The organism is Halorubrum salinarum (assembly GCF_013267195.1).
Lineage (GTDB): Archaea > Halobacteriota > Halobacteria > Halobacteriales > Haloferacaceae > Halorubrum > Halorubrum salinarum.
In genome coordinates this window covers 41,071-66,464 of sequence record NZ_CP053941.1, presented here as the reverse complement: position 1 = coordinate 66,464, position 25,394 = coordinate 41,071, and the positions used below count along the sequence as shown (strand labels likewise).

Here is a 25,394-nt window from a genome sequence, read left to right as displayed (position 1 = left end):
GCCGCATCCGATCGCGCGGCCCGGTTCGCGTCCGCGAGAAGCGCCGCAACACCCTTATGCCGACCGGCGAAGTGACCACCATGTCGCTCGCAGACACGTCGACGTTCACGGGTCGACTCGACGACCTCGGCGTCGCGGTCTCGGCGGGGCCGCCGGCGGAGTGCGCGGCCATGGTCGAGGCGGCCGCGGGCGAGCCCGCGGTCGGGGTCCCGCTCGACCGGTCCGGGCCGGCCGCTTTCGCCGATTCGCCCGCGACCCTCCCGGAGCGGATCGAGACGGAACCGACCACCGCCGACCTGCGCGGGGCGCACACCGGTGTCACGGCGGCGTCGCTGGGCGTCGCCGAGTACGGGAGCGTCGCGCTGGAGGCGGACGCGGCCGGCACGGAGCCGGTGAGCCTGTTCGTCGACCGCCACGTCGTCGTCCTCCGCGAGGCGGACTTGGTCCCCGACATGCCCGACGCCTTCGAGTGGCTCGGGCCGCGGGCGCGCGACGAGTCGGTCGACGTGGTGTTCGCGACCGGCCCGAGCGCGACGGCGGACATGGGCGGGCTCGTCCACGGCGCGCACGGGCCGAAGGAGGTCCACGTGGTGCTGCTCCGCGAGGACGACCCCGGCGAGGGGGAGCGATGAGCAGCGACGCCGACCCCGGCGCGGGGACGGAGGACGCGCGTCCCGCCGAGGCGCCGGGCGACCTCGACCGGGAGGCGAAGGCCGACCGGATCCGCGAACTGCTCGCGACCGAGGGCGACGCGGTCGCGGCGAACACCCGCGGCTTCAACGAGGGGCGTTACGAGTCGACCGCCCGCCTCGACGGCTACGAGGCGCTGAAAGACGAGGCGCGGGCCATCAAGGAGGACGCCATCGAGCGCCTCCCGGCCCTCATCGACGAGGTGACGGAGACGGTGGAGGCCAACGGCGGGACGGTCTACCTCGCCGACGACGCGGCCGACGCCAACCGGTACATCCGGGAGGTGGCGGCCGAGCGCGGCGCCGAGCGCGCGGTGAAGTCGAAGTCGATGACCTCCGAGGAGATCGAGGTGAACGACGCGCTCGCGGACGACGGCGTCGAGGTCGTCGAGACGGACCTCGGCGAGTGGGTGCTCCAGCTGGCCGAGGAGGAGCCGTCGCACATCGTCGCGCCGGCGATCCACAAGTCCCGCGAGGCCATCGCCGAGCTGTTCGCGGAGCGGTTCGACCCCGACGACCCGCCCGAGACCGCCGAGGAGCTCACGATGTTCGCCCGCGAGCGGCTCGGCGAGCTGATCGAGGACGCCGACCTCGGGATGACCGGCGCGAACTTCGTCGCCGCGGACTCGGGCACCATGCTCCTCGTGACGAGCGAGGGCAACGCCAGGAAGACGGTGACCGCGACCGACACGCACGTCGCGGTCGCGGGCGTCGAGAAGCTCGTCCCGACCGTCGAGGACTTCTCGCCGTTCGTCGAGCTGATCGGCCGGTCGGGGACCGGGCAGGACGTGACCTCCTACATCTCGACGCTCACGCCGCCGGTCGACTCGCCGGTGCCGGACTTCGCGGCCGACGAGGGCCCCCTGGCCGACGGCTCGGAATCCGACCGCGAGTTCCACCTCGTGCTCATCGACAACGGGCGCTTGGCGATGCGCGACGACGAGACGCTGAGGGAGACGCTGTACTGCATCCGCTGTTCGGCCTGCTCGAACGCCTGCGGCAACTTCCAGAGCGTCGGCGGGCACGCGTTCGGCGGCGAGACCTACTCCGGCGGCATCGCGACGGGCTGGGAGGCGGGCATCGAGGGGCTCGACACCGCGGCCGAGTTCAACGACCTCTGTACCGGCTGCTCGCGCTGCGTCCCGGCGTGTCCGGTCGGCATCGACATCCCGTGGATCAACACCGCGGTCCGCGACCGGATCAACCGCGGCGAGGCCGACCCGAGCCAGCTCGACTGGGCGTTCGAGGAGCTGGTCCCCGACGAGGAGCCGGGCGGCCTCGACCTCGGCACCCGGCTCGTGGGCAACTACGCGACGCTCGCGAAGTGGGGGCACAAGACGGCGCCGCTCGCCAACCGGCTCGCGGACGTCGGCCCGCTGCGCGCGGTCGCCGAGCGGGTCGCCGGCATCGACCGCCGCCGCGACCTCCCCGCGTTCGCGCGCGAGTCGCTCGTGGAGTGGTTCGAGGCCCGCGGCGGCCCCGCGGTCCCGGCGGACGAGGCGACCCGCGAGGCGGTCGTCTACCCCGACACCGCGACGAACTACGTCGACGTCGCGCGCGGCAAGGCGACCGTCAGGGCGCTGGAGGCGCTCGGCGTCCGCGTGCTGGTGCCCGACCTGCCCGGCAGCGGTCGCCCGCCCCTGTCGCAGGGGATGGTTGCGACCGCCGAGGCGGCCGCCGAGGACGTGTACGCCGGGCTGGCGCCCCACCTCGACGCCGGCCGCGACGTGGTGGTGATCGAGCCGAGCGACCTCGCGACGTTCCGCCGCGAGTACGAGCGGTTCCTCCCGACCGACTCCCACGAGCGGCTCGCGGCCGCGAGCTACGACGCCATGGAGTACGTCTTCGGCCTGCTGGAGAACGGCGCCGACCCCGCGGCGCTGCGCGCGCCGAGCGAGGGCACCGGTCCCGTGGCGTCGGGCAGGCGGATCGCCTACCATCCGCACTGTCAGGCGCGCACGGTCGAGGTGGGCGAGTACGCGACCGCGACCTTCGAGCGGCTCGGCTACGACGTGCTGGTCTCCGACACCGAGTGCTGCGGGATGGCGGGCTCGTTCGGCTACAAGACGGACTACTACGAGCTGAGCGTGGACGTGGGCGAGCCCCTCGTCGAGCAGTTCGGCGACACCGACCGGACCGTCGTCGCGCCCGGCACCTCCTGTACCGAACAGCTCGACGCCCTGCTGGAGGCGTCGCCGCTCCACCCGATCGAAGTGATCGCGCCGCGGGAGTGACGGGCGCCGGGAGTTGCGGGGTTCGGACGGCGGCGACCGGACGGCGTCCGACGCGCGTCGTTCGACAACGAACGCTTATTAGGCGCGCTCGTGACCGTATCGTGTATGAACGCAGCCCCCGAAGAGATCACGTCGCTCGTCGGCCGCGAGGTGTACTCCAGCAACGGCGTCTTCGTCGGCGAAATCGAGGACATCCAGCTCGACTTGGACGCCCGCGCCGTGACCGGCCTCGCGGTCGCCGAACTCAACCACGAGCTGTTCGCCGGGCAGGTGAGCGGCTCGACGGGCGTCATCGTCCCGTACCGCTGGGTCCGCGCGGTCGGCGACGTCGTCCTGATCAACGACGTCATCGAGCGCTACGACGCCGGCGAGTCCGACGAGGAAGCGAGCGAGATCGCCGAGTCGCGGTGAGGGGTCTCGGTCGGGCGGACCGCGCCCGACCGACTCAGAAGGGTAAGGCGTCGCGAAGGCTGGCGATCACGCCGCGCTCCTCCCGGCGGGCCTCGTCGAACACCGGGTAGAGCGCGTCGAGGAACGCCGTCTCGTTTTCGAACTCCCGTTGCGGCACGCGGTCGAGCGCGTCCGAGAGCGCGATCGAGCGCCCCTGCGCGTCGTAGGGCACCTCCTGATCGCCGAGCGCGTCGCGGAGCTCCGCGGCCGTCGCGGGGAACGACACGTCCGCCTCGTCGAGCCGGGCGTCGAGCGCGGCGATGCCGAACTCGATCGCCTCCGGTTCCTTCGTATCGCCGCCACCGGGTGGCCGTGCTGCCATTGCGACCGGATACTCCCTCCGACGGCTTGAAACCCCTGCTCTCGGCTCACTCCGGCACGGACTCCGTCGGCGGGACGGCGTCGACGACGGCGAGTTCGACCCCGTCCCCGGTCCGGTCGAAGGCGGCGACCGAGTCCGCGTCGTACGGCGGGACCGCGACGATCACCACGCCCGCGAGGTCGTCGGTGCGGGAGACGCCGAGGAACCCGTCCGGGTGCGAGAGGAACCGCGCGCCGCCCTCGCCGGCCGGCGTGCCGAGGTCGACGCCGAACACGGAGCTGACCGAACTGCCCACCGACGGGAGCGTGAAGTGCGTCACCACCGGCGTCGCCGGGTCGAGCCCGAGGTCCGCCTCGAACTCCTCGGCGGGCGTCGCCGAGAGCCGGACGTTCACCTCGTCGGGGTCCTCGCTCGCGGCGCGCTCGCGGAGCACGGTCAACAGGTCGCGGGTGACGTAGATCACTGGTCGCCCGTCGCTACGGGACGCATTGGCAAAAGGTCACGCACCGCTCGGCCGACGCCCCGAAGGCCCTGAAAGCCGCCGCGGCGCCGCGGCACCGCCGTTCCCGCTCAGAACGGCAGCGCCGACGCGAGCGTCTTCGCGTACAGCCCGGGCGCCTTCGACCGGGAGTCCGAGAGGGCGTCCTCGACGGCGACGGCCGCGCGCTCGTGGACGCCGACGCCGTGCCCGGTCAGGACCCGTTCGGGGTCGAGCCCCGAGAGGGCGGTCGTCGGCGGCGTGAGCCGCAGCATCGGGTGGACGCCGAGTCGCTCGCGGTCGCCCCGGAAGTACGACGCGGTGCCGAGCGACTCGGGGACGATGAGCGTCTCGCCGTCGAAGAGCCCGACCTCCTGCCACGGCGGCAGCGAGGAGTCGCGGATCCGGATCGCCTCAAAGCCCGTGTCGGCGAGCCGCGAGCCGAACCGCTCGACCTCGACGTCGGGGTCCAGCTCCTCGGCGACGCCCGTCATCCACTCGGGGACGTACACCGGAACGCCGTGGCGCGCGGCGACCTCGCCGCTGTCGCGCACGTGGCGGTCGAGCCCGACCACGACCCCGGCCACCTCGCCGAGGTCGTCGAGCAGCTCGTCGACGCCGGGCGCGTCGACCGGGTCGACCACCCACACGTCGGCCGCGTCCGTCTCCTCGTTGTCGACCGCGAACGCGTGGCTCGCGCGCTCCATCGTCTCGTCGGGGTACGCGATCCAGCCGACGCCGCCGTCGTAGCGATCGATCTCGTGGAGGTCCGGCTCGTCGCCTTTCATGCCCATACCCTCCGTTCGGCCCGGACCCTTGTTAATGGTGTTCAGTCGCTAGGGCTCCCTCTTTCGATGGGCGACGTAGATAGAAGGCCGAGTAGCACAGTCGGGAGCGAATACAGCGCCGTCATCGTTTCTCATACACTCTGCGGCGACCAGCCAATCGCTAGCTTCATGTCTGTACAATGTATATACATCTGCTGTGGACAGATTTGAGATCGAAGGCAAGGAGGTTCTCGAAGGGATCGCAAAACCTTCGGGCAATAGTGCCCACGTCATCGTTCCTAAGCGCTGGCGCGGAGCCGACGTGAAAATTGTCCGCGTCTCAGACCCCGACACAGACGAGTAGATTATGTATTACAACTACAAGTATCGACTTGATCCACCGGAAAACCTCCGTGAGGAGCTCTCAGATCACGTCGATACTTGTAGACAACTGTACAACCACGTTCTCTACCTGCTCAACGAAACAGACGAGATTCCAACTCGCTACGACGTACAAGGGCGACTTCCCGAGTTCAAAGAGTGGTGGGACGACCTTGGAGATGTCTACTCAAAAGTCCTCCAGATGGTCGTTAAGCGCGTTTATGACAACCTCTCCACGCTCAAAGCTCAAAAAGAGACTGGGCGTGCCGTGGGAATGCTCAAGTGGAAATCGCCTCGAGAGTATCGGTCACTCACCTACAACCAGTCCGGCTTCGAACTCAAGAATACGAGTGGTCGGCCAGTGTTGTGGTTGAGTAAAATCGGTGAAATTCCGATTCACCTCCACCGAGACATCCCCGATGAGGCAATCATCAAACAGGTCACGGTCAAACGGGAACCAACTGGGGAGTGGTATGCCACATTTGGAATCGACGTAGAGGAAGCCACGCCGGCAAAACCGGATACTCTCGAAAAAGTGGTTGGCATCGACGTGGGGATCCTCACGTACGCCCACGACACCGATGGATACGCCATCGAGAGTCCGAACTTCAGCGAGGAACGCGAGCGAATTAAACGCGCCCGACGCGACCTTTCTCGGAAGGAACATCGGTCTTCGAATTGGGAGGAACAGCGCAAGGTCGTGGCCGAACGTTATGCTGACCTGAAACGAAAGCGACGAGACTTCCTCCACAAATTGTCAAACTACTACGCCACTGAGTACGACTTGGTGGCGGTAGAGGACTTAGACGCGAAGGGGCTGGTTGAGCTTCCTGGTAACTCTCGGGACCGTGTTGGTGCGGCGTGGGGAATGTTTCGTCGAATGCTCAAATACAAGTGCGAACGCGAAGGGACGCAGTTCATCACGGTGAATCCGGATGGAACGACCAAAGAGTGTGCTTCCTGTGGCGTTTCGACAGAGAAGCCGTTGTGGGTTCGTGAACACTCCTGTCCAGCGTGTGGGTTTGAAGCTGACAGGGACGCAAACGCGGCATGGAATATTCTTTTTCGCGGTCTTGAAGACGTAGGAGTGGGACACTCCGAATCAACGCCTGTGGAGACTGCGCTCCCTACGGATACATCTGTGTCCGCAAAGCGCGTCGTGGAAGCAGGAAGCCCTACTCTCAAGGAGCGAACCGCGTCAGCGGTAAGCAAGTAGGGTTGGGTAGTTCACGGCGTCTCCGCCGGTATCACGTTCCGGCTTGGACTGACGTACGGCGCGATCACTGCCTTACTCGTCCGGCCACTTGATCGAGCAGCCCCGCGAGGGCCGGTCCGGAATCTCGACGTCGTCGCCCGCGAGGACGGCGTCGACCGCGTCGCGGACGTAGCACTCGGTCGGCTCGTCGTCGGGGTTGAGCGCGTCGTCGAGGCGGCCGTGATACCGGAGCTGCCACGCGCCGTCCTCGCGGCCGAAGAGGAACGGGTCGGGCGTACAGACGGCGTCGTAGGCGGCCGCGACCTCGCCGGTCTCGTCGCGGAGGTACGCGTCGTACGCGACCGTGCCGTCCGCGACCGCCTCGCGCATCGCCTCGAACGAGTCGTCGGGGTACTCGTCGGCGTCGTTCGGGTTGATCCCGACGACCGCGAGGTCGTCGTACTCGGCCGCGAGGTCGTTCAACAGGTCGACCTTCGCCTTCGCGTACGGGCAGTGGTTACAGGTGAAGACGACGAGCAGCGCCTCCGTCGCGAAGTCGTCGAGCGCGTGCGTCTCGCCGTCCGCACCGGGCAGTTCGAAGTCGGGCGCGGCGTCGCCGCGGTCGAGCGCCGAGTCGGATTCCATCTGAACCATAATCGGACGTACGACCGGGAGCGGAAAAGGCGTTGCGCGGGCGCGGCGGCCGGTGCGGGCGCAGTTGGAGCCACCGACCCGTCGACTCAGTACTCGATGGTCGCGGAGTAGCGGTTCAACAGGGCGACGAGCCCGGCGCCGACGAGCGCCGCAAGCGCGAACCGCGGCGCGGCCGCCCGCCACGGCTCGCCGCTCTCGGCCAGCCGCGCGGACACCTCGACCAGCGGCGCGCGCAGCGCGCCGACGACGAGGCTCACGAGGAACGCGAGCGTGGCGGCCCGCGCCCGCGAGAGCGCGTAGCGGACGGCGTGCGCGATGGTGAAGAGCCCGCCGACGCCGCCGAGGAGGAACGCGGCCACCGGCGGCAGCGTCTCGACGAGCGCGTCCGCGCCGTTCCCGAGCGCGGCCGCGCCGACGCCGTCGACGAACCGGGCGACGACGCCGGACATGTACTCGTACTGGCCGAGGACGATGAGCAGCAGCGACCCCGAGATGCCCGGCAGCACCATCGCGCTGACGGCGACGCCCCCGGCGAGGAAGACGACCGGGAGCGGGCTGCCGAACGCGGTCGCGGCGACGCCGGACGCGAGGAAGGCGAGCGCGAAGCCGGCGGCCGCGGCGGCCTTCCGGCGCGCCGTCGAGAGGTCGACGTCACCCAGCAGTACGGCCGCGCTCGCCGCGATCAGCCCGAAGAAGAACCCGTACGTCGCGACCGGCTGCGTCGCGAGCAGTCGGTTCACCGCACTCAACACCGTCACCACCGCGGTCCCGATCCCGGCGCCCAACACGAGGAGGAAGCCGCCGTCGACCTCGCGGAACGCGGCGCGCGCGTCGGCGCGGCCGCCCGGTCGCACCCCGCCGAGCACGCGGCGCGCCCGGTCGGGGTCGACGGCGGTGACCGCCGCGATCAGCCGCTCGTAGATTCCGACGATGAGCGCGATGGTGCCGCCGGAGACGCCCGGGACGGCGTCGGCGCTCCCCATCGCGACGCCCTTCAGGTACAGCGTCACCCATTCGCGGAGGTCGGCCATCTGCTCGCCACAAACGGGGCCGCGGTAAAGAAGCGTGTGATCGGACGGCCGCGTCGACCGCGGGCGCCGAGACCGCGGTCGGGCCCCGCGGTCAGTTCGGTGCGGTCGCCGCCGTCGCGGTCGTCGCCGCCACCGGTTCGACGCCGATCAGTGATCCGGCGTCGGTGGAGTTCGTTGAGTCGCCGCCGTCGCTCCCGCTGCCGCCGTCGACCGGACACTCGGGGTCGCCGCTGGGACAGTCGATGATCCGCTCTTCGAGTTCGACCGTCGCCGCCGCGTCGTCGGCGCCGACGACCTGCCCCTCGGTCACCTCGACCTGCCCGAACCGCTCGGTGGTGTAGAGGTCGTCGTCGGTCGTCGCCGCCGTGGTGACGTTGTACGGCCCGGTCGCGCGGACGCTCGTGTTCGTGTACCCGTTCTCTGGACCGAACTCGTCGTACCCGGTCGTGGAGTACGGAAGCGTGAACTCGAAGTTCCCGTCGTCGTCCGCGGTCGCGTACTGCGTGTACTCGAACGTCTGCCCGTTCGGCTTCCGCAGTTCGACGGTCGCCTGGACCTCTTGGCCGGGCGCCGCGCCCGATCCCTCGACGGTCGCGCCCGGCACGCGCTCGAACGTCTTGACGAAGTCGTCGCGGAACGCGCCGAACAGCGACTCGCCGAACGTCGCCCGGAGGTCGACGCCGAACTGCTGGGCGAGGATGCTCGCCTGCTGGGCGTACGGCGACCGCCCCGGCGCCTCCGTGGCGTGGACAAGCCGGTAGTGTTCCAGGGCGTCGAGCCGCTCCGTGGGCACGCCCATCACGCCGCCGACCTGCGCGGAGCCGTCCTCCTCGACGTACGACCGCGCGGCCGAGAGGTTGTCGAACCTGCGGATCGCCTGCCCCTCGCTCGGTAGGACCCTGATGTCGATCTGTTCGCCCGAGGCGGTCTGTGCGCCCCGCGTCTCCCAGTCGACGACGACGGGCTCGGGCTCGACCGCGCTGCCGTAGTGCTGGTAGAGCCGGATCATCTGGCTCTCGTGGTAGCGCTGGGTGCGCGTCTGGAGCGCGGGGCGGAGGCCGCCCTGCTGGCCCTGCGGACCCTGAACGCGCTGGTAGAGCAGTTCGTTGAAGTCGCGCACGGTCTCGTTGCCGCTGTAGAAGGTGACCGGCGCGTTGAACTTGGAGTTCGGCGACGCCATCTGCCAGTCGACCATCACGTAGCGGGTCCGGTTCCCCTCGGTGCTCTGACTCGCGAGCACCTCCGCGGCCTCTTCTTCGCTCGGCGCGAGGAGGTAGTCGGCGGCTTCGCCCGCGTTCTGCTGGAACGGGTTGGCGTTCGGGATGCGCTCGGCGCGCGTGGTGATCCAGTGGCCGTAGTCCCACCACGACTGGACGCCGTAGGCGCCCTCCGGGTACTCGAAGTCGCCGTCTGCGGGTCGCTCATAGGTGCCGTACAGCTCCATGGGGTTGTCCGCGCCCTCGAGTTCGCCCGGCTGGGGCGTCTCGTCGTTCATCCACTGGAGGCTCTCGTCCCACTGGACGACGCTGCCCGGCTGGCTGGAGTTACCCGCCTGCCAGACCGGCGTGGCGACGCCGACCAGCGGGACGATGAGAATCGCGATGACGGCGGCGACGGTGAGCACCTGCCACCCTTCGATCTCGCGGACGGCGTCGAGCGAGGTGAGATTGAGGGCGTCGAGCGCGACCTGGAGGAAGTACGCCGTGCCGACGGCGACGACGACGGCGAGGTAGTAGTTGAACCGGACCTGCGTGAACGCCGCGCTGCCGATGAACGCCGCCCACACGACGAAGTACAGTTCCTCGGCTTCGTACTCGACGAGCAGCGTCGCCCCGACAAAGAAGGCTGCGGCGATGAGCAGCCCGATCACCTGCCAATCGACGCCGACGAGGCCGCCGACCGCGCCGTATGCCTGCGGGACCGCGTAGACCGTGCCGATGACGGCGAGCGCGGTCGGAATATAGAGGGTGTGATTGATGTCGTCGGAACGGTACAGCGGGCGCGCGAGGATGTAGAGGACTGCGGCCAGCGCGAGGAAGAAGGCGAGTCCATACTGCGAGAGGACGAAATTGGAGAACGAGGCGCCCTGGAGGGGCGGTTGTGCCTCGCCGATAGTGCGGGCGCCGGCGCTCGCAGAGAAGGCGACGGTGTTCAGGAGGTTCCCGACGACCGTTGACCACAGAGAGGGGATTGCGAGCCAGACGAATGCCGCGGACGCGATGATGAGGCCGCCGACGGCCGCGGGGTAGGTGTCGGTGCCGAGGTCACGTACCTCCCACTGGCGCGCGAGCCACGCGAGGAAGACGGCGCCGAGCGCCACGGCGAGCGGCGTCACGACCTGGAGCAGCGAGTATTCGCTCGGTGCGAATCGGAATGTGTCGAGCGGGATAATCTGCATCAGGCCCGCAACGATCATCGCGACCGCGCCGGCGAACGCGACCGGTTCTGGGCTCTTCCCGTGGTAGGTGTCGCTCGTGAGCTTCACGGCGAGGAAGATCCCCGTGAACCCAACCATCAGGATACCTGGCTGCCAGGTCCACATGTAGAGGCCGAGCGCGGTGCCCGCGGCGGCAGCGTAGGCGACCGGGCGTTTGAGGGCGTCCCAGTCCTGATCGATGACGAGCTCCCACACCGGCTTCTCGCGTTCGGCGACGCCGAGCGCGACGAGGAACGCCAGAATAGCGATGCTCTGGAAGAGGACCTCGGCCGCGCTGTGGTCGGGGAAGCCGACGAGCGTGTACCGGAGAAACGTTCCGGAGAACAGCGCCAGCGTGGCGGCGCCCGCAAGGGCAGGCACGCGGTCGACGAACCGGCGGGCGATGAAGTACGTCGGGACCGCGACCAGCGCGCCCGTGATGGGGGCCATGATGAGCATTACCTCCTCGGTGCTGCCCATGATCGGTCGGGCGATCCAGATCCCGACGGCCATAATGTGGTCCCACAACGTGCCGAACTGCCCGGCGTTCGTCCCGACCGGGAAGCCGGTCCAGACGTCGTACGGCAGGGTGCTCGGATAGTTTTCGAGGAGGTAGTTCGTCGTGCGGAGGTGATACCACGCGTCGTTGCCGCGGAAGTACACCTCACCGTTCTGAATAAAGTTCCCGTACGAGCGCAGGCGCGTCCACAGCATGAACGCGACCACCCCGAGGAGGACGGGAACGTGATACCACCGCGCGAGGAGATCGGAGGGGGACGAGTCCGATTCGTCCGGCGGATCGTTCGAATCGCTCATTGTCCCATGGCACTGTCAAAACGCGCATAAGGCTTGTCATCTACCCGCGTCCGCCGCGCGTGTTCGGGCGTGTTTACCCGCGGACACTTCCGGGCCCGAAGCGAGGCGGAAAATCTAAGCACACGGGTCGAAAGCGTCTCGGTGTGAAGGTCTCGGTCGTCGTCTGTACGTACACGCTAGACATGTACGAGCACTTCCGCGAGGCCGCCGACAGCGTCATCGACCAGACGCACGACGCCGTCGAACTCCTCGTGGTGGTCGACGGGACGCCGGAGGTGTACGATCGTGTCGTGGATGACTACGGCGACCGCGAGGACACGATGATCGCGTGTAACGACGAGAACGTGGGGCTGCTGGCGAGTCGGAACCGCGGTGCGGAGTTGGCGTCCGGCGACGTGGTAGCGTTCATCGACGACGACGCAATCGCGGACGAGGCATGGGCCGAGCAGCTGGTTCGCGCCTACGAGGAGGAGGACGCGATCGCAGCCGGCGGGAAGATGACGCCGGAATGGGTCGCTGGGAAGCCCTCGTTTCTGCCCGAGGAGTTCTACTGGCTGGTTGGGGTGACGCATCGCGGATTTGCGGACGGTCCAGGCGAAGTGCGGAACACCTTCGGCTCGAACATCTCGTTCCGGGCGGACGTGTTCGCGGAGTTGGGCGGGTTCGACGTCGGCATCGGCGGGCGGAAAGGCGATAAGAATCTCCAAGGCGGGGAGACGGAGTTGTGTGCCCGAATGCGGGAGGAGTACGGGCAGGGGGTTTGGTATGATCCGGAGGCCGAGGTAGCACACAAGGTGTTTGAGTACCGGACTAAGTTCCGGTGGCTGGTCGACCGCGCGTTTTGGCAGGGGTACTCGAAAAGAGCGATGGAGTCGTTCGTCGACGACGAAGGCGGAGAAGAGGGAGCGTTTCTCAGCTATCTCATAATGAGTGCGACACCGCGTCGAGTCAGTCGATTGGTTACAGCGCCGTCTGTATCGGGTCTCCAGCGACTTGTGACGCTTTATATACTCACCGCACTGGTTGGGTTTGGCTATCTCTACGGCGTTATCAGCTACTCGGCGTAGCCGAGCATTCGAAGCCGTTCCGAAGTCGCCTCGTCGACTGTGGTTGATTCGGAGTCCGGGGACTCCGCGGTTATCTCTTTTCGCGGTCCGTTGGTGTGCGTGAGCCAGGGCACTTGAGTCAGTGCCGGGATCAAAATTCCGAGCGGGTGACCGTAGACACGAATTGGGAAGGGCCACGCGCGTTCACCCATCGCGTTTCCGTGATCGGAGGTGACCGCAGTTAACCCCGGCAGCTCTGAGAGAAGCCGTTCGACCGCCGGCCACGCGAATTCGAGATTCGAGCGGTACGCCTCCCACACCTTATCGCGCGTCACCGTTCCCGCATCAAGTAGTTCGAAAGGAGTTCGATTGCGGGTCCTCGCGTCCTCGTCTCCCATTGCCTGCTCTCGGATTGCGAACGTCTCCCGTTGGCCGAGTTTGACGTCGCCGACGAACGGTGCGTGTGGTTGGAGGAAGTGACTAATAATGCGCTTATCCGGATATCGGTTTGCTATCTCTACCGTCCGCTCGGCCATCGTGTCCGGATGAACCGTTTGTAACTCGTCGTCCCACCCATCTTGCCACACGGATTCTACAGCGTGAAAGGTCCCTGATGGCAAGTCAGTATTCACGTACGGATTTCCTGTCACGTACACGATGTCATGGAATTTGTCGTTCGTAAACGTTTCAGAGAGAAAGCCAGGTGTTCCCGACTGGACACTTGTTCGTGATTGTAAGTCTCCTTGAAGAGGCTCTTCTTGGTACAACTCCCGGAAGAGATCGTACCGGCAGGCATCTAAAATGATCAGATTGTCCCACTCCTGATCGGTCACGGGATCACTATCCGGCTTTCTGACCTTTGTGAAGTACTGGCTCACCACATGAGTGAAAAAGCGTTTCCGCCACCAAGTCCGGTCAAACCCGTTTTTCCGGATTTCCCTGAGCGCGTATCGGAGATTCATATCGGTTGTTTCCGATGAGAGAGGTATAAGTGCTTATCACCTACTGATTCGTAGCATCGCGCAAAGGTTAGATCCGTGTCGCAACAGAACTCGAGTGTCAGATGGTTCACCCCAGACAAACCCGAAAATATCAGCGTCGGTCGACAGCGGATCTCATCACATCTTCGAACGGTCGGGTTCGACATCAAAACCGTTGCCACGACATCAGAGACAATCCAGGAAGCGTTCGCGGAACGCGAACAGTACGAAGTCCTTATCGGTACGACCCGTGCCGGTGCGTTCGCCGCGACCCTTGTAGGAAAACTCACCGGGAAACCCGTAATCGTCGATCACGTTGACCCCATTCGACAGTTTCGTGAAACGCACTCGGTAGGTGTCTCTATCCCAGTTCGGCTCGCGGAAAATGTTTGCTTCGCGCTGTCTGACTGCGCCATGTACGTATACGAGGAGGAGCGACCGCGCGTTGAACGGTACGCGGAGGAGGTCAGATCGACGAGTTTGGGTGTTGACTACGATCGGTTTGTTGACCCGGATCAAGAAGCAGTTGAATCGGCGCAGAGTAAACTGTCATCGCTTCCGCTTCGGGAGAATATCGCGATATACGTCGGTGGTCTCGAACCAATATACCACGTCACAGAGATGATGGATGCGATGGATTCCATCCCGGAATGGTCACTGATCGTACTCGGAGAAGGGAGCTTACGAAAAGCCGTAGAAAAAAAGGAATCAGAAGGCGAAAACGTCCACTATCTCGGTACCGTCCCACACGAAGATGTGCCGGGGTACCTCGCACTGGCCGATGTCGGGGTCTCGTTAGTGGACGACCCCCATACACTCAAAGTGTTGGAGTACGGTGCCGCCGGTCTGTCAGTCGTTCAGTTAGCCGGTAGATCCGAAGGACGGTTCGAGGGATTAGTGGAATTCACACGTCCGGAACCGGGGGCAATCGCACGTGCGATCGAGAAGGCGGCCCGAAACGGGCCAGATGCCACGTTGGCGTCGTTCGCGGCGGAGTTCGATTGGGAGAGCGTGGCGTCGGATTACGCGGAAGCGCTCAAAAGCGTCAAATAGTCTGCGGGCGACATCGGCAATATGCGTGACATCGTTCTCGTGACGGTCGATTCGCTTCGCGCGGATCACGTCGGCTGGCACGGCTACGATCGGGATACGACCCCGAATCTCGACGAACGCGCCGCGAGTGCCGAAACGTTCCAGTCCGCTTTCTCGCATGCCTGCTCTACTCGGCCCTCTTTCCCGTCGATAATGACGTCCTCGTACGCGCTTGAGTACGGTGGATTCGAACGACTCTCCCCGAAACGGACCACGATAGCGGAACTGTTCAGCGAAGCTGGATACGAAACTGCTGGATTCCACTCAAACCTGTATCTGTCTGCCGACTTTGGATACGACAGAGGGTTTGATCGATTCTTCGACTCGAGGTCTGACCCCGATGTCTTCGCGAAACTCCGTCAGGAGGTGAAAACTCGCCTCGACTCTGATGGGGCCATTTACGCTCTCCTCCAACGAGCGTTCAATGCGACTGAGAAACAAACTGGAATCGAACTCGGATCAGCTTACGTAGGTGCCGAAGAGATCACGAACCGGGCTTTAGAATGGGCACGGTCAACGGACGATGGCCCGCGGTTCCTTTGGGTCCACTACATGGATGTCCACCACCCGTACGTTCCTCCTGAGAAATATCAGAAGAGGTTCCGCGATGACTCCGTATCAGACCGTGACGCAGTACGGTTACGACGTAAGATGCTCGAATCGCCGGACGAGATCACAGTCGACGAACTGAACACACTCGTCGATCTCTACGATGCGGAGATCGCTTACGTCGACGCGGAAGTCGAACGTCTTGTCACAACTCTCCGCGAGGAGTGGGGAGATGACCCTGTCTTCACGTTCACGTCGGACCACGGCGAGGAATTTCTCGACCACGACGATTTTAGCCACAGCGCGACATTCTACGACGAGGTCATCCACGTCCCGCTTTTCATCGATGATGGAGAGCCCGGATCCGTCCACGATGACCTCGTCGGTTTGATGGACCTCCCTCCGACACTGGCTACGTATGGTGATGCTGAGCCTCCAGAGAGCTTCCGCGGAACCGATCTCGGGTGCGTGGAGACGGACAACTGGACTCGATCCGAGGTGATATCGGAGTGGTCAAATCCGGAGAGCGGCGATCGGCGCTTCTCGGTCCGGACGGACGAGTGGAAGTACGTCCGCGAAGAAGACGGAACGGAGCGTCTTTACAACCTGCGGGCGGATCCCAACGAGACGGAGAACGTCATCCACGACTCACCTGGGAAATTGGAGGAACTGCGTGACACTATTCGAGATCATCAAAAACTACTGGGCGAGAGCGTGGACGACCTCGGTGAAGTTACCATGGACGAAGAGGTGAAACAGCGACTTCGGGACCTCGGATATCAGGAGTAATCGAGAACGTCGCTCCAAACTTCGGCGTGTCGTTCAGCGCAACTCTGATTATACGTTTCCATCTTCTTTCTACTCTTTTCGGCTAACTCAGTTCTTAACGTCTCGTTCTCGAGGAGTTGAGTCACGGTGTCGCTTACACTACTCGGTGTCGGCTGACAGAGTATCCCAGCATCACCTACCACCTCAGGAACCCCGACGGTATCGCTACCGATTACTGGCAGTCCTGCTGCCTGCGCTTCAAGTACGACGGTCGGATAGGCATCGAGATAACTCAGATAAATAAATGCGTCTGCTCTCGCTAGAACTTGAGGAATGTCCGAACGAAACCCGAGTACATCAACGCGATCTGAGTACGGGTACTCTGCCAGAAACTGCTTGAGTTGACTGAGATATTTTCCGTCGCCAGCCACCTGATAACGGAGCTTCTCGTGACGCTTGAACGGCTTACGTAGGCCTTCGAGGGTGTCCTTCACTCCGTCGAATTTCTCCTTGTATCTGAGGTTTGTCACCGTTAGTAGATTGAATTTTCCATCATCTGCGAACAAATTCTCCGTTCCACTTTGGTAATACTCTACGTCGATCGGACGACCGATCACGGCAGTCTCGTTAACGCGATACCGCTGTTCGAATTCGTGTAGCGTTTCGTTACTCAGAAAGATAGCTTTGCTCGCGTATCTAAGCACAAACTTCGTCCGAAGCCTGATTGAAACATCACGAAGACGACCGTATTGTCCGTGAGCATTCGTGTAGTCCGCCCATCCACGAATGGAGACGACGAACGGTGTACCGCTGATCACTGAACTGCCACAAGCGAGAACACCGTTAACTAACAGTTCGTCCGCTTGGACCAAGTCATACTCACCAAGTGAAAGACTCTTGATTCGATTGTGGATCGGTACCCGTGTGACGACGTCGACCTCGTACTCCGTAGTTTGTGACTCGACCGCCTCCGCAAGAGAGAGAGCATACTCCTTGTTCGTGTGTAATAACAGAACGCGCTTCATGAGATGTCTACTGTGCTACGCGCGCTTTAACCAAGAGACTCGTCCCACCAATAGTACGTAAGCCGACGTCGTACAGAAGACGAGTAATCCCGGGATCGGAGGCTTTCACCTGGATCACTTCGTTCACTTCGAATTCGTGTCTGTCTAACACCTGCGTGAGAGTTCGTTCGTCGAACCAGCAGGTGTGCTCCTCGTTGGAATATACTTCACCGAATGCCGCCTGCTTGAACCGATGGAATGCCCAAGGATTCGGTGTCGTCATGATGAATTCACCCTCAGGCCGCAGGTGGTCACGAACACTGTCAAGGAAATTTCCGACGTTGGAGAGGTGTTCTATAAGTTCTCCGGCGACGACTACATCAAACGTGTCGTCGAGGTCAAGTTCCTCGACATCCCCATGAATTACGTTGTATCCCTGTTCGCGGAGTTTTTCAACTTCTTTTCGTTCATAGTCAACCCCGACGACTTCGTCTGCGATATCATACAGCTCTCCGTGGACCCAATCTTCGTTGGAAGCCTTCTCTGCGGAATGTTGGACACAACCCAAATCAAGAACCTTTGCCTCTGCCGGTACTGCGTCCAGTAGAGCCTCAACTCGGAGATTTCTTGGCACTATCTCCGATTCGATTCCACTGTTTATATTATTCCCGATCCGTTCAGTTGGTGATCTATGTGTCAACCTTCGAAGCAAATACCCGGTAAATGTAGCGTACGGTCGTACGCCAATCTCGGTCTGAGGGTGAATAGACGCGACCGAGAGTGGAGGGGACCTCGGGATCGTATTCTGGATCCTTGATGTTATCAACTGCTTCAGATAACATGTCTACCGAGGCTACGTACTGACGTTCTCTAACCTCTTTCCAACATTTTGTGTCATCTATTTTAATAGATTTGAATGATAAAATTTCTCCCCCATCTAGTGTTTCGGTGAAACGCTGGACAGTCACTCCGGTCTCTTCTGCTCCGTGAACGAATTCCCAGAATCCAGGGGGACCCCCACGATACTCCCGAACGTCGCCGTGGTGGAATCCAATAACACCGAACGGTGGCGTGGTGAGAATGTCACCCCGAAGTATTCCAATCCCGAAGTGAACTGCGACATCTGCCTTCTCAGCGACAAGTGCGAGCGTGTCCTCCGAAAACTCATAACCGTATTTACCAGACCGAATCATAGTCGTCTTATGTACCGGAGCGTTCTGAATACAATCGACTTGGTTAATTCGTTGAAGAGAGCCGTATGGATCTTCATTCTGAAGAATATCGAAGAGTTTCTGTAGCAGAGCTACGATTAGCCAAGTCCGTTTTTGTTTAACATCCGAAAGCAATCCCCTATCCACGTTCGTGTCTGGTTCATCGGCTAGAACGACGAGAGAGACATCAATGGGCTGACCATCGACTAGCTCCTGAAGGGATTTCACAAACCAACCCGGAATCCTCTTCGAACCAAGAAGTAAGCAAACATGAGTAGTGTTATCCGAGTCAGACATGCTTCGATGATAAAGGACTAACAGTAGGAATGGACTTATATTATTGGATAAAACCCGCATCCGAAGCAGAACATCTCTTGGGTGAAAAATGATGACAGGGACACACTTCAATTCATGGTGAGAAAACTCAAAAACTTGCTCCCAGCGGCACGATCTAGACTATCAACGATTGTCTTGAGCGCCAATAGACATCTCTCCGGCGGAAGGTACGGTGCTACTCCGGAACTTTCCGAAACGTTGTCATCAAGCGGGAATCCGATTATTACGGCACGGGATGTGACTGACTACGGGTACGTGAGTTTTACTGCAGATCCGTTTTTATTTATCTCTGATGAAACTTGGCACCTGTTCTTTGAGATACAAAACGGACACCGAGAGCCAACAGCCGTCATTGGACACGCAACAAGTGAAAATGGGGGAAACGACTGGCAGTATGACGGCGTGGTTCTCAAATGGAAGCGACATCTCGCTTTTCCGTTCGTCTTCGAGTCGGGAGGAACAGTGTATATGGCACCTGGTCAGGGGGGCGATCCGGCCGACCGGTCGGTCACTCTATTCAGAGCAGACCCGTTTCCACATCGCTGGGTACCGGTTACCGACATGATATCCCCCGAATACGGTCCACTGGATCCGATCGTATTCAAATATCGAGACTATTGGTGGATCATCGTTGGAGCGGGGTCCAATGATACTCTCTACGCCTATTATTCGACGGAACTAGAAACAGACGACTGGAGACCACACGAACATAACCCAATCGTCACAGACAGAACGTGGGCGGGCAGACCGGCTGGCCGACCGATTGTCACTGAGTCAGGAGTAATACTGTTCTTACAGAATAACGTAGACCAGTACGGTGACAAAGTACAAGTATACGAGATAACAGGACTCAGTCCGTCAGAATATACTGACGAGCCGATCAGAGAACATTCATGGTTTGAAGGGACCGGTCTATTCGGATGGAACAGTGGCCGAATGCATCATGTAGACGCTCAGTATGTGACTGAAAGTCAAAAATGGGTCTATGTCACCGATGGAGACGTGAAATTTGGTCGTTCGCTTCTCGGTTCATGTTGGTCGATCGGTGCGTACGTCAATGAGGATCCGCCGTTCGGTCTGGTTCGAAAAGAATGATCCACACACCGCATATATCCTCCTGATGCCTGTCGATACCGTGGATTCATAAAAGACGGAGGTAACGCCATCGTATACGATGGTGCTTGGAACTCTACGGTATGTAATATCAGAAATAAAACAAAACTACGACCGCAGGACATGGTGGCGGAATCGATTCGCTTCACGGGTTCTGTCTCCGATTCAGTCTAAACTATATAATGATTCCTCCGCAGTTGATGTTTCTGAGGAGTCTTGGGACTTACTCATTATTTTAGACGCGTGCCGGGCAGATCTATTTGAAGAAGTCGTTGACACGACTGACTACGATCACTATGAGGTAAAAAAGAGTCGAGGAAGTGCGACTCGTGAGTGGACGAAAGCAAATTTCAACGGACGAGCAAAGACAGACACAATTTACGTGACCGGGAATCCGGTCGTTTCTTACTGGGTCGATACCGCATTTGCACAGTTTGAGGAGGTCTGGCAGGATAATTTCGACCCAGACCTCGGGACTGTGCCTGCCGAGTCGGTGACAGAGAGAGCTATTCAGGTTCACAAAGACAATCCGGACAAACGACTCATCGTTCACTATCTCCAGCCGCATTACCCGTTCGTTGAGGACCCGGAACTCCGGTTCACGAAGTTCGAGGGAACGGACGAACTCGAGGTAACGAACGTTCGGAGTGGTGCCGCGGATGTCTGGGAAGCTGTTGGACTTGGACTTGTTGATCCGAACGAAGCTTGGGCGGGGTACCGTCGTAATCTTGAGTATGTACTGGATGCGATCGACCCGCTTCTCGAGATAGCATCAGGTAAAGTTGTGATCACGTCAGACCATGGGAATGCGCTTGGAGAGCGGGCACGTCCGATTCCGATAAAGCTGTACGGTCATCCGACCAAAATCTATCATCCTGTCCTTCGAAAAGTTCCATGGGCGGAAATACGAGCGAAGAACGGCCGGGCAGACTCGGAAGAGAAAGAACTCGACGCCGACGTCGAGGACAAACTCCGCCAGCTCGGATACGTATAACCTAAGACTGACTGGGTGTCGAACCCGGAACACGTGGAGCGGTTTGTGGCCCGTCGGTGCGGGACCTGAAGCGAAATTCCCATCACGGAGCGCGACAAACGTATAATATCTGTCGTCATTCAGATGAAAGAGTCGAGAAAAAGCGTCGTACGAGGGCTTTTTAAAGGCGGCAGTATCATCTTTGTCGGACTTGCGTTGGAACTCGGAATCTCGTTCTTCGGGAAGATCTTGATGGCACGCATCCTTGGACAGGTCGAATACGGGGTCGCTACCCTCGGTATCAAGACGCTATCATTCACATCTGCGATCCTCCTGATCGGATTAAATACCGGAGTCGGACGATATCTTCCCAGATTCGACCACGACGCGGATCGCAAAGGGATTATCCTCTCGGGACTTGAACTCGCGCTCCCTGTGGCGGCCGCCGCGGCGGTAACGCTGTGGGTGTTCGCTGACCCTATTGCGAGGTTGTTCCTTCGAGCACCAGAAGCAGTATCGGTTCTTCGGGCGGCCGCCGTCGGACTCCCGTTCGCCGTCCTACTGAAATTCTCCATTGGAGTCGTCCAAGGAATGGAGCAGACCGTCCCAAAAGTACTCATACGGAACATCTTCCAGCCGACGATTCGCTTTGTCCTCATTGCCGCCGTCCTCCTCCTCGGACTCGGTTCGATCGGTATCGTCTGGGCCTACACGGCGACGTTCGTGGCTGCTGGGATCGCCGGCCTCTATTACGTTGTGAGGCACACACCGGTCGCGGCGTCGATCGGTGGGACCCGGATCCGGCGAGAACTTCTGCGCTTCTCAGCCCCATTGATGTTGATGACGTCAATGATCATGATACTGTCCAACCTCGACATCTTCTTTCTAAGCTACTTTCATTCCGCGAACGACGTCGGAGTGTACAACGCCGTGTACCCATTGGCGGAGTTGCTCACGATGACACTGAGTGGATTCAGTTTTATTTTCCTACCGGCCTTTTCGCGGCTCCACTCGGAGGGACAAAAAAAAGAAATGCTTCGGATATATCAGGTGGTAACGAAATGGGTCCTCCTGCTCACTCTGCCAGCGTTGTTCTACTTCGTCCTCTTTCCCGAGACGATCATCGGGATTACCTTCGGACAAGAGTACGACGAAGGAGCAATCGCATTGGTGGTCCTCGCCGTCGGCTTCTCAGTTCAGTCGCTCGTGGGTCCCAACATGCAGTCGTTGACTTCTGTCGGAGAGACGCGAACGATCATGTGGATTAACCTTGCTACAGGTACTACGAATATCGTACTGAATTATATACTCATTCCCCAGTACGCTTATCTTGGCGCGGCGGTGGCAACCTCCATTTCGTACACGCTGTTGAACATACTCTACTCCGTTGCCCTGTATCACCGAACGGGCGTTCACCCGTTCAATTCGCATCTGCTGAAACCGTTGGCCGGCTCAGTCGTACTAATGGCCGTGGTCGCCAGCGTCGTAACCGTAGGGTTTCAGCGGAACGTAGTGACGCTGTTTGGTTCGTTCATTGTTTTCGGGTTGCTCTATGTTCTCGTGATACTGCGGCTTGATGCCATTCAAGAGGAGGAAATAATGCTACTTCTCAGTGTCGAGGAACGTTTCGGAGTCGATCTGTCCAGAATGAAGCGACTCGTGAAACGGGTGATAGGAGAGTGATGACTAACCCCGGAAACCACGTCACTCCGTAACGGGGCCGACAGAGGAGATCAGTCCCCCAACCGAGTCGGTAACAGTTTGTGTCGGGTTCCACCCGATTCGTCTTCCAGTTTCAGAGATGTCCACCCCAAATTCCTCCACCATCGTCTCCGCACCTCGTGGATTCTCCACCAACTCTACATCCACGTCGATCCCGTGCTCCTCGTGAGCGGCCTCCCGCACGATCTCCGCCACCTCAATTACGCTCAGATCCTCGTCACTCGCGATTTCGTACGTCTCGGTCCCGGTCTCCCCTCGCTCCAACTGCTCCACCAACCGCTCCGCGCTCCGCACGTACGCCCGCGCTACGTCCTTCACGTGAACGAAGTTCCGCGCCTGCGTCCCGGGATCGTACACCGTCAGCGTCTCGCCCGCGAGCGCGCGATTCACAAAGAAGTTGATCACGGTCGGTTTCCCCACCTCTGTCCCGTCGACGACGTGCTCGCCGTAGAGGTTCGACTTCAAGAAGAGGTGCGCCGGGAACGCGCCGTCCGCGAACGCCTCGATCGATCGCTCACCGATCCACTTCGTCCGCCCGTACCAGTTCAGCGGATCCCGCGGCTGGTCGGCCGTGATCGGGAACTCCTCGGGATCACCCAACACGGCCATGCTGAACGGGAACGCGAGCGCGGCGCCCGTCTTCCGGCAGAACCACGCCACGTTGTTCGTCCCGGTGACGTTCACCTCGTAGGCCAGATCGGGGTTCTCGTCGCAATCGTCGACGCCGCTGATCGCCGCGAGGTGACACACCACGTCCGCGCCCGCGAGCGCGTCTTCCAGCCGGTCACGGTTTCGGATGTCGACGTGCTTGATGTCGACGTCGCCGATCGCATCCACCTGTCCGCGGTACTGGTTGTCGATCGCGATAAGCTCCCAGTCAGGATACGCCTCCTGGAATTCCACGACCACGCGGCTTCCAATGTAGCCGGCTGCGCCCGTTACCGCGATAGTGGGCGTCTCGATCGATCTGTCGCTGCCCTCCTCGTCCGTCTCGGTGTCTTCCGTGTCGGTCATGCTTCAATCGCCTCCGAGCCGGTCAACTCGCTCGCGATATCTCGAATTCCCTCTCGCAGCGTCCACTCCGTCTCGAAGCCCGTCCCGGCCAGCCGGTCGAAGTTCACGTGATACGAGGGCCCGGGCTGTTCATCCTCTAAGTACGTCACGTCTAAATCCCGATCCAGCTCCTCGCGGACAATCTCCGCAATCTCCGCGATCCGGTAGTTCCCCTCGTTCGAACCGACGTTATACACCCGCTGAGGCCACGCATCCGGTTCCAACGCGGCGTCGAGATACGCCCGTGCCGCGTCGCGCACGTGGATGAACGGCCGCCAGTTCGACCCGTCACCGTACACCGTCAGCGGGCGGTCCGTCAGCCCGCGGAACACGAAGTGGTTCACCACCAGATTAAATCGGACGCCCGGCGACCAGCCGTAGTTCGTGCTCATCCGGAGCGCCGTCCCCTCGAAATCGTACGCCTCGAGCGCGTCGTCTAACAGCCGCTCGCAGGCCACCTTCGACTCGGCGTACGGATTGAGGGGGTTCTGCTCGGTCGTCTCGTCGATGTCGCGGCTCGCTGCCCGACCGTAGTTGTTACACGAGGAGGCGACGACGACGCTGTCGACGTCGAACTTGCCCGCGGCCGTGAGCACGTTCTCGGTGCCGTCGCGGTTGACCGCGAACGTCTCCTCGCGCCGGTCGTGCGTCGACGCGGCGCCGGTAATCGCCGCGAGGTGGATCACGGCGTCGACGCCGCGGGTCGCGCTCTCGACGGCGCCGTACTCGCGGACGTCGCCGCGGCGAAAATCGAGATCCGGGCCGACGCAGCCGGCGAGGTGCGCGGGTGAACCGTTGGCCAGTGAGTCGAGGACGATGACCTCGCTCACGCGCGCGTCGTCGAGCAGCCGCGGAACCAGTGCGCTGCCGATGTAGCCGCAGCCGCCCGTAACGAGGACCCGCTGGCCGTCAGTGGCACCGTGGTCTCCGGACTCACTCATCGGTCAGCACGCCCGGCAGGAACCGGTCCTCGTGGGCCGCGATGCGCTCGCGCTCGTCGACGAGCGTCCCGAGTACATCGCGGATTCCGGACTCGAGATCCTGCCGCTGCCCGCCGACCAACTCGAGGAACCGCTCGTTTTCCATCTCCATTTTGTGTTCTTCGTCCTCTTCGCGCGGGTTTTCGTAGTGTTTCACTTCAGCGTCCAGGTCGAACTCCGCGCCGACCTCGGCGATCGTCTCCGCCAGCTCGACGATCGCTATCGGCCGGGTGACCTGGTTGTACACGTCGATCCCGTCGTCGCCGGAGTGGCCCTGCTCGACCAGCCGCACGAGACTCTCGACGGCGTCTTCGAGGCTCACCATCGGCTTGCGCTGTTCGCCTTTCCCGTACACCGTGATCGGGTACCCCGCCACGGCCTGCGCGCAGAACCGGTTCACGACGGTGCCGAAGTAGTAGTCGAAGTCGAACCGCGTCGGGCTCTCGTGGTCGCGCGTCTCCGCGGTCTCCGTGCCGTAGACGATGGCGGTCCGCACCTCGCTCATCGGGAAGTTGAACTGCGACTCGGCGAGCCGCATGTTCGCGGCGTCGAACGACTTCGTCTGGTGGTACCAGCTGCCGCCCATCGCCGGGAACGGCACCTCGTCGGAGCCGCCCTTCCGGTCGACTTCGAGGCCGCCCTCCGGGATCGGGAAATGCGGTGCCCCGTAGATACCGGTGGTCGTCGTCTCGATGAAGTGGGTGTCCGACAGCCCCGTTTCGTGGAGCCCGTGGAGCAGGTTCAGCGTCATCGAGACGTTGTTGCGCTGGGTGTACAGCGCGCGCTCGCCGTTGATCGACGAGTAGGGCGCGCTGGGCTGCGCGGCCGCGTGAAGCACGGTGTCGGGCTCGTGGGTCGCCAGCAACTGGAGCACGAAGTCGCGGTCGGCGAGGTCCCCTTCGACTAAGCTGAGGTTCTCGACGCGCTCGAAGCGCTCCTCGGGATCCTCGATCCGCGTTGCGGAGACGCTCCCGGACTCGGCGACCCAGTCGCGCCGCGAGAAGTCGTCGACGCAGACGACGCGCTCGTCGAGGCGGTCCGCCAGTCGCAGCGCGGTCGGCCAACCGAGGTAGCCGTCGGCACCGGTGAGTAGGACGGTCATCGTTACTCGGACATCGAGTAACTACGAGTAAA

The 25,394-nt window shown here is 61.9% G+C and carries 24 protein-coding genes; 11 read left to right on the top strand and 13 right to left on the bottom strand.

Annotation, left to right across the window (positions count from 1 at the left end):
• Nucleotides 1–80 precede the first annotated feature (80 nt).
• The 3 genes from HPS36_RS00335 (at nt 81) to HPS36_RS00325 (ending at nt 3,334) form a co-directional block, all read left to right on the top strand.
• Nucleotides 81–632: an LUD domain-containing protein gene (locus HPS36_RS00335; protein WP_137715652.1), complete on the top strand. Its 552-nt coding sequence runs from the start codon at nt 81–83 to the stop codon at nt 630–632.
• Nucleotides 629–2,923 carry an LUD domain-containing protein gene (locus HPS36_RS00330; RefSeq protein WP_173228058.1) on the top strand — a complete coding sequence of 765 codons (2,295 nt, stop codon included), beginning with the start codon at nt 629–631 and terminating at the stop codon, nt 2,921–2,923. The genes HPS36_RS00335 and HPS36_RS00330 overlap by 4 nt, the downstream gene beginning before the upstream one ends.
• Nucleotides 2,924–3,028: 105 nt before the next feature.
• Nucleotides 3,029–3,334: a PRC-barrel domain-containing protein gene (locus HPS36_RS00325; RefSeq protein WP_173228057.1), complete on the top strand. Its 306-nt coding sequence runs from the start codon at nt 3,029–3,031 to the stop codon at nt 3,332–3,334.
• Between the two features lie 34 nt (nt 3,335–3,368).
• On the opposite strand, the gene HPS36_RS00320 is transcribed toward HPS36_RS00325, so the two are convergent.
• The 3 genes from HPS36_RS00320 to HPS36_RS00310 form a co-directional block, all read right to left on the bottom strand.
• Complete coding sequence (locus HPS36_RS00320; protein WP_121562212.1) at nt 3,369–3,695, bottom strand: DUF5789 family protein; 327 nt, start codon at nt 3,693–3,695, stop codon at nt 3,369–3,371.
• Between the two features lie 46 nt (nt 3,696–3,741).
• The gene (locus tag HPS36_RS00315; RefSeq protein WP_173228056.1) at nt 3,742–4,158 is read right to left on the bottom strand and encodes an MPN domain-containing protein; all 417 of its coding nucleotides are present in this window, start codon (nt 4,156–4,158) and stop codon (nt 3,742–3,744) included.
• Nucleotides 4,159–4,265: 107 nt separating this feature from the next.
• Nucleotides 4,266–4,961 (bottom strand): hypothetical protein, encoded by a 696-nt coding sequence (locus tag HPS36_RS00310; protein ID WP_173230762.1) that lies wholly within the window; start codon nt 4,959–4,961, stop codon nt 4,266–4,268.
• A gap of 196 nt (nt 4,962–5,157) precedes the next feature.
• Between HPS36_RS00310 and HPS36_RS00305 the strand changes: the two genes are divergently transcribed.
• Both HPS36_RS00305 and HPS36_RS00300 read left to right on the top strand, forming a co-directional pair.
• A complete protein-coding gene (locus tag HPS36_RS00305) occupies nt 5,158–5,304 on the top strand; it encodes a DUF2080 family transposase-associated protein (protein ID WP_173228055.1) in 147 nt (48 codons plus the stop codon).
• 3 nt (nt 5,305–5,307) lie between these two features.
• The gene (locus HPS36_RS00300) at nt 5,308–6,537 is read left to right on the top strand and encodes an RNA-guided endonuclease InsQ/TnpB family protein (protein WP_173228054.1); all 1,230 of its coding nucleotides are present in this window, start codon (nt 5,308–5,310) and stop codon (nt 6,535–6,537) included.
• Between the two features lie 72 nt (nt 6,538–6,609).
• Here the strand turns inward: HPS36_RS00300 and HPS36_RS00295 are convergent, their stop codons facing one another.
• From HPS36_RS00295 to HPS36_RS00285, 3 genes are all read right to left on the bottom strand, one after another.
• Entirely contained in the window at nt 6,610–7,170 is a 561-nt protein-coding gene (locus HPS36_RS00295; protein ID WP_173228053.1) for a thioredoxin family protein, read from the bottom strand.
• Between the two features lie 86 nt (nt 7,171–7,256).
• Nucleotides 7,257–8,201, bottom strand: a complete 945-nt coding sequence (locus tag HPS36_RS00290) for a DUF368 domain-containing protein (protein ID WP_173228052.1) — start codon at nt 8,199–8,201, stop codon at nt 7,257–7,259.
• A 91-nt stretch (nt 8,202–8,292) separates the two neighbouring features.
• Nucleotides 8,293–11,433 (bottom strand): oligosaccharyl transferase, archaeosortase A system-associated, encoded by a 3,141-nt coding sequence (locus HPS36_RS00285; protein WP_173228051.1) that lies wholly within the window; start codon nt 11,431–11,433, stop codon nt 8,293–8,295.
• 143 nt (nt 11,434–11,576) lie between these two features.
• Here HPS36_RS00285 and aglG point away from each other — a divergent pair, with 143 nt between their 5' ends.
• The gene (aglG, locus tag HPS36_RS00280; protein WP_173228050.1) at nt 11,577–12,500 is read left to right on the top strand and encodes a glucosyl-dolichyl phosphate glucuronosyltransferase; all 924 of its coding nucleotides are present in this window, start codon (nt 11,577–11,579) and stop codon (nt 12,498–12,500) included.
• Here the strand turns inward: aglG and HPS36_RS00275 are convergent.
• Entirely contained in the window at nt 12,488–13,441 is a 954-nt protein-coding gene (locus HPS36_RS00275) for a hypothetical protein (protein ID WP_173228049.1), read from the bottom strand. The two genes, aglG and HPS36_RS00275, sit on opposite strands and share 13 nt — an antisense overlap.
• 75 nt (nt 13,442–13,516) lie before the next feature.
• Between HPS36_RS00275 and HPS36_RS00270 the strand changes: the two genes are divergently transcribed.
• Both HPS36_RS00270 and HPS36_RS00265 read left to right on the top strand, forming a co-directional pair.
• Entirely contained in the window at nt 13,517–14,512 is a 996-nt protein-coding gene (locus HPS36_RS00270; RefSeq protein WP_173228048.1) for a glycosyltransferase, read from the top strand.
• A 21-nt stretch (nt 14,513–14,533) separates the two neighbouring features.
• Entirely contained in the window at nt 14,534–15,889 is a 1,356-nt protein-coding gene (locus tag HPS36_RS00265; RefSeq protein ID WP_173228047.1) for a sulfatase, read from the top strand.
• Here the strand turns inward: HPS36_RS00265 and HPS36_RS00260 are convergent.
• The 3 genes from HPS36_RS00260 to HPS36_RS00250 are packed head-to-tail and all read right to left on the bottom strand — an operon-like array spanning nt 15,880 to nt 18,311.
• Nucleotides 15,880–16,893: a glycosyltransferase family 4 protein gene (locus HPS36_RS00260; RefSeq protein WP_173228046.1), complete on the bottom strand. Its 1,014-nt coding sequence runs from the start codon at nt 16,891–16,893 to the stop codon at nt 15,880–15,882. The two genes, HPS36_RS00265 and HPS36_RS00260, sit on opposite strands and share 10 nt — an antisense overlap.
• A 7-nt stretch (nt 16,894–16,900) precedes the next feature.
• The gene (locus tag HPS36_RS00255; protein ID WP_173228045.1) at nt 16,901–17,506 is read right to left on the bottom strand and encodes a class I SAM-dependent methyltransferase; all 606 of its coding nucleotides are present in this window, start codon (nt 17,504–17,506) and stop codon (nt 16,901–16,903) included.
• Nucleotides 17,507–17,561: 55 nt separating this feature from the next.
• Nucleotides 17,562–18,311, bottom strand: a complete 750-nt coding sequence (locus HPS36_RS00250) for a formyltransferase family protein (protein WP_173228044.1) — start codon at nt 18,309–18,311, stop codon at nt 17,562–17,564.
• Between the two features lie 183 nt (nt 18,312–18,494).
• Between HPS36_RS00250 and HPS36_RS00245 the strand changes: the two genes are divergently transcribed.
• From HPS36_RS00245 to HPS36_RS00235, 3 genes are all read left to right on the top strand, one after another.
• Nucleotides 18,495–19,514 carry a glucosamine inositolphosphorylceramide transferase family protein gene (locus tag HPS36_RS00245; RefSeq protein WP_173228043.1) on the top strand — a complete coding sequence of 340 codons (1,020 nt, stop codon included), beginning with the start codon at nt 18,495–18,497 and terminating at the stop codon, nt 19,512–19,514.
• Between the two features lie 79 nt (nt 19,515–19,593).
• Complete coding sequence (locus tag HPS36_RS00240) at nt 19,594–20,526, top strand: alkaline phosphatase family protein (RefSeq protein ID WP_173228042.1); 933 nt, start codon at nt 19,594–19,596, stop codon at nt 20,524–20,526.
• A 123-nt stretch (nt 20,527–20,649) separates the two neighbouring features.
• Entirely contained in the window at nt 20,650–22,188 is a 1,539-nt protein-coding gene (locus HPS36_RS00235) for a flippase (protein WP_173228041.1), read from the top strand.
• Between the two features lie 21 nt (nt 22,189–22,209).
• Here the strand turns inward: HPS36_RS00235 and HPS36_RS00230 are convergent, their stop codons facing one another.
• From HPS36_RS00230 to HPS36_RS00220, 3 genes are read right to left on the bottom strand one after another with little or no spacing between them, the layout of a single operon-like run.
• On the bottom strand, nt 22,210–23,241 hold the full coding sequence (locus tag HPS36_RS00230) for an NAD-dependent epimerase/dehydratase family protein (RefSeq protein ID WP_173228040.1): 1,032 nt from the start codon (nt 23,239–23,241) through the stop codon (nt 22,210–22,212).
• The gene (locus HPS36_RS00225; protein ID WP_173228039.1) at nt 23,238–24,221 is read right to left on the bottom strand and encodes an NAD-dependent epimerase/dehydratase family protein; all 984 of its coding nucleotides are present in this window, start codon (nt 24,219–24,221) and stop codon (nt 23,238–23,240) included. The genes HPS36_RS00230 and HPS36_RS00225 overlap by 4 nt, the downstream gene beginning before the upstream one ends.
• Nucleotides 24,214–25,362 (bottom strand): NAD-dependent epimerase/dehydratase family protein, encoded by a 1,149-nt coding sequence (locus HPS36_RS00220; RefSeq protein WP_173228038.1) that lies wholly within the window; start codon nt 25,360–25,362, stop codon nt 24,214–24,216. Before HPS36_RS00220 ends, HPS36_RS00225 begins: the two co-directional genes overlap by 8 nt.
• Nucleotides 25,363–25,394 lie beyond the last annotated feature (32 nt).

Coding starts and splice junctions, on each gene's coding strand:
- HPS36_RS00335 (WP_137715652.1), top strand. CDS start 81: ATGTCGCTCGCAGACACGTCGACGTTCACGGGTCGACTCGACGACCTC.
- HPS36_RS00330 (WP_173228058.1), top strand. CDS start 629: ATGAGCAGCGACGCCGACCCCGGCGCGGGGACGGAGGACGCGCGTCCC.
- HPS36_RS00325 (WP_173228057.1), top strand. CDS start 3,029: ATGAACGCAGCCCCCGAAGAGATCACGTCGCTCGTCGGCCGCGAGGTG.
- HPS36_RS00320 (WP_121562212.1), bottom strand. CDS start 3,695: ATGGCAGCACGGCCACCCGGTGGCGGCGATACGAAGGAACCGGAGGCG.
- HPS36_RS00310 (WP_173230762.1), bottom strand. CDS start 4,961: ATGAAAGGCGACGAGCCGGACCTCCACGAGATCGATCGCTACGACGGC.
- HPS36_RS00300 (WP_173228054.1), top strand. CDS start 5,308: ATGTATTACAACTACAAGTATCGACTTGATCCACCGGAAAACCTCCGT.
- HPS36_RS00295 (WP_173228053.1), bottom strand. CDS start 7,170: ATGGTTCAGATGGAATCCGACTCGGCGCTCGACCGCGGCGACGCCGCG.
- HPS36_RS00290 (WP_173228052.1), bottom strand. CDS start 8,201: ATGGCCGACCTCCGCGAATGGGTGACGCTGTACCTGAAGGGCGTCGCG.
- HPS36_RS00285 (WP_173228051.1), bottom strand. CDS start 11,433: ATGAGCGATTCGAACGATCCGCCGGACGAATCGGACTCGTCCCCCTCC.
- HPS36_RS00275 (WP_173228049.1), bottom strand. CDS start 13,441: ATGAATCTCCGATACGCGCTCAGGGAAATCCGGAAAAACGGGTTTGAC.
- HPS36_RS00265 (WP_173228047.1), top strand. CDS start 14,534: ATGCGTGACATCGTTCTCGTGACGGTCGATTCGCTTCGCGCGGATCAC.
- HPS36_RS00260 (WP_173228046.1), bottom strand. CDS start 16,893: ATGAAGCGCGTTCTGTTATTACACACGAACAAGGAGTATGCTCTCTCT.
- HPS36_RS00245 (WP_173228043.1), top strand. CDS start 18,495: ATGGTGAGAAAACTCAAAAACTTGCTCCCAGCGGCACGATCTAGACTA.
- HPS36_RS00240 (WP_173228042.1), top strand. CDS start 19,594: ATGGTGCTTGGAACTCTACGGTATGTAATATCAGAAATAAAACAAAAC.
- HPS36_RS00235 (WP_173228041.1), top strand. CDS start 20,650: ATGAAAGAGTCGAGAAAAAGCGTCGTACGAGGGCTTTTTAAAGGCGGC.
- HPS36_RS00230 (WP_173228040.1), bottom strand. CDS start 23,241: ATGACCGACACGGAAGACACCGAGACGGACGAGGAGGGCAGCGACAGA.
- HPS36_RS00225 (WP_173228039.1), bottom strand. CDS start 24,221: ATGAGTGAGTCCGGAGACCACGGTGCCACTGACGGCCAGCGGGTCCTC.
- HPS36_RS00220 (WP_173228038.1), bottom strand. CDS start 25,362: ATGACCGTCCTACTCACCGGTGCCGACGGCTACCTCGGTTGGCCGACC.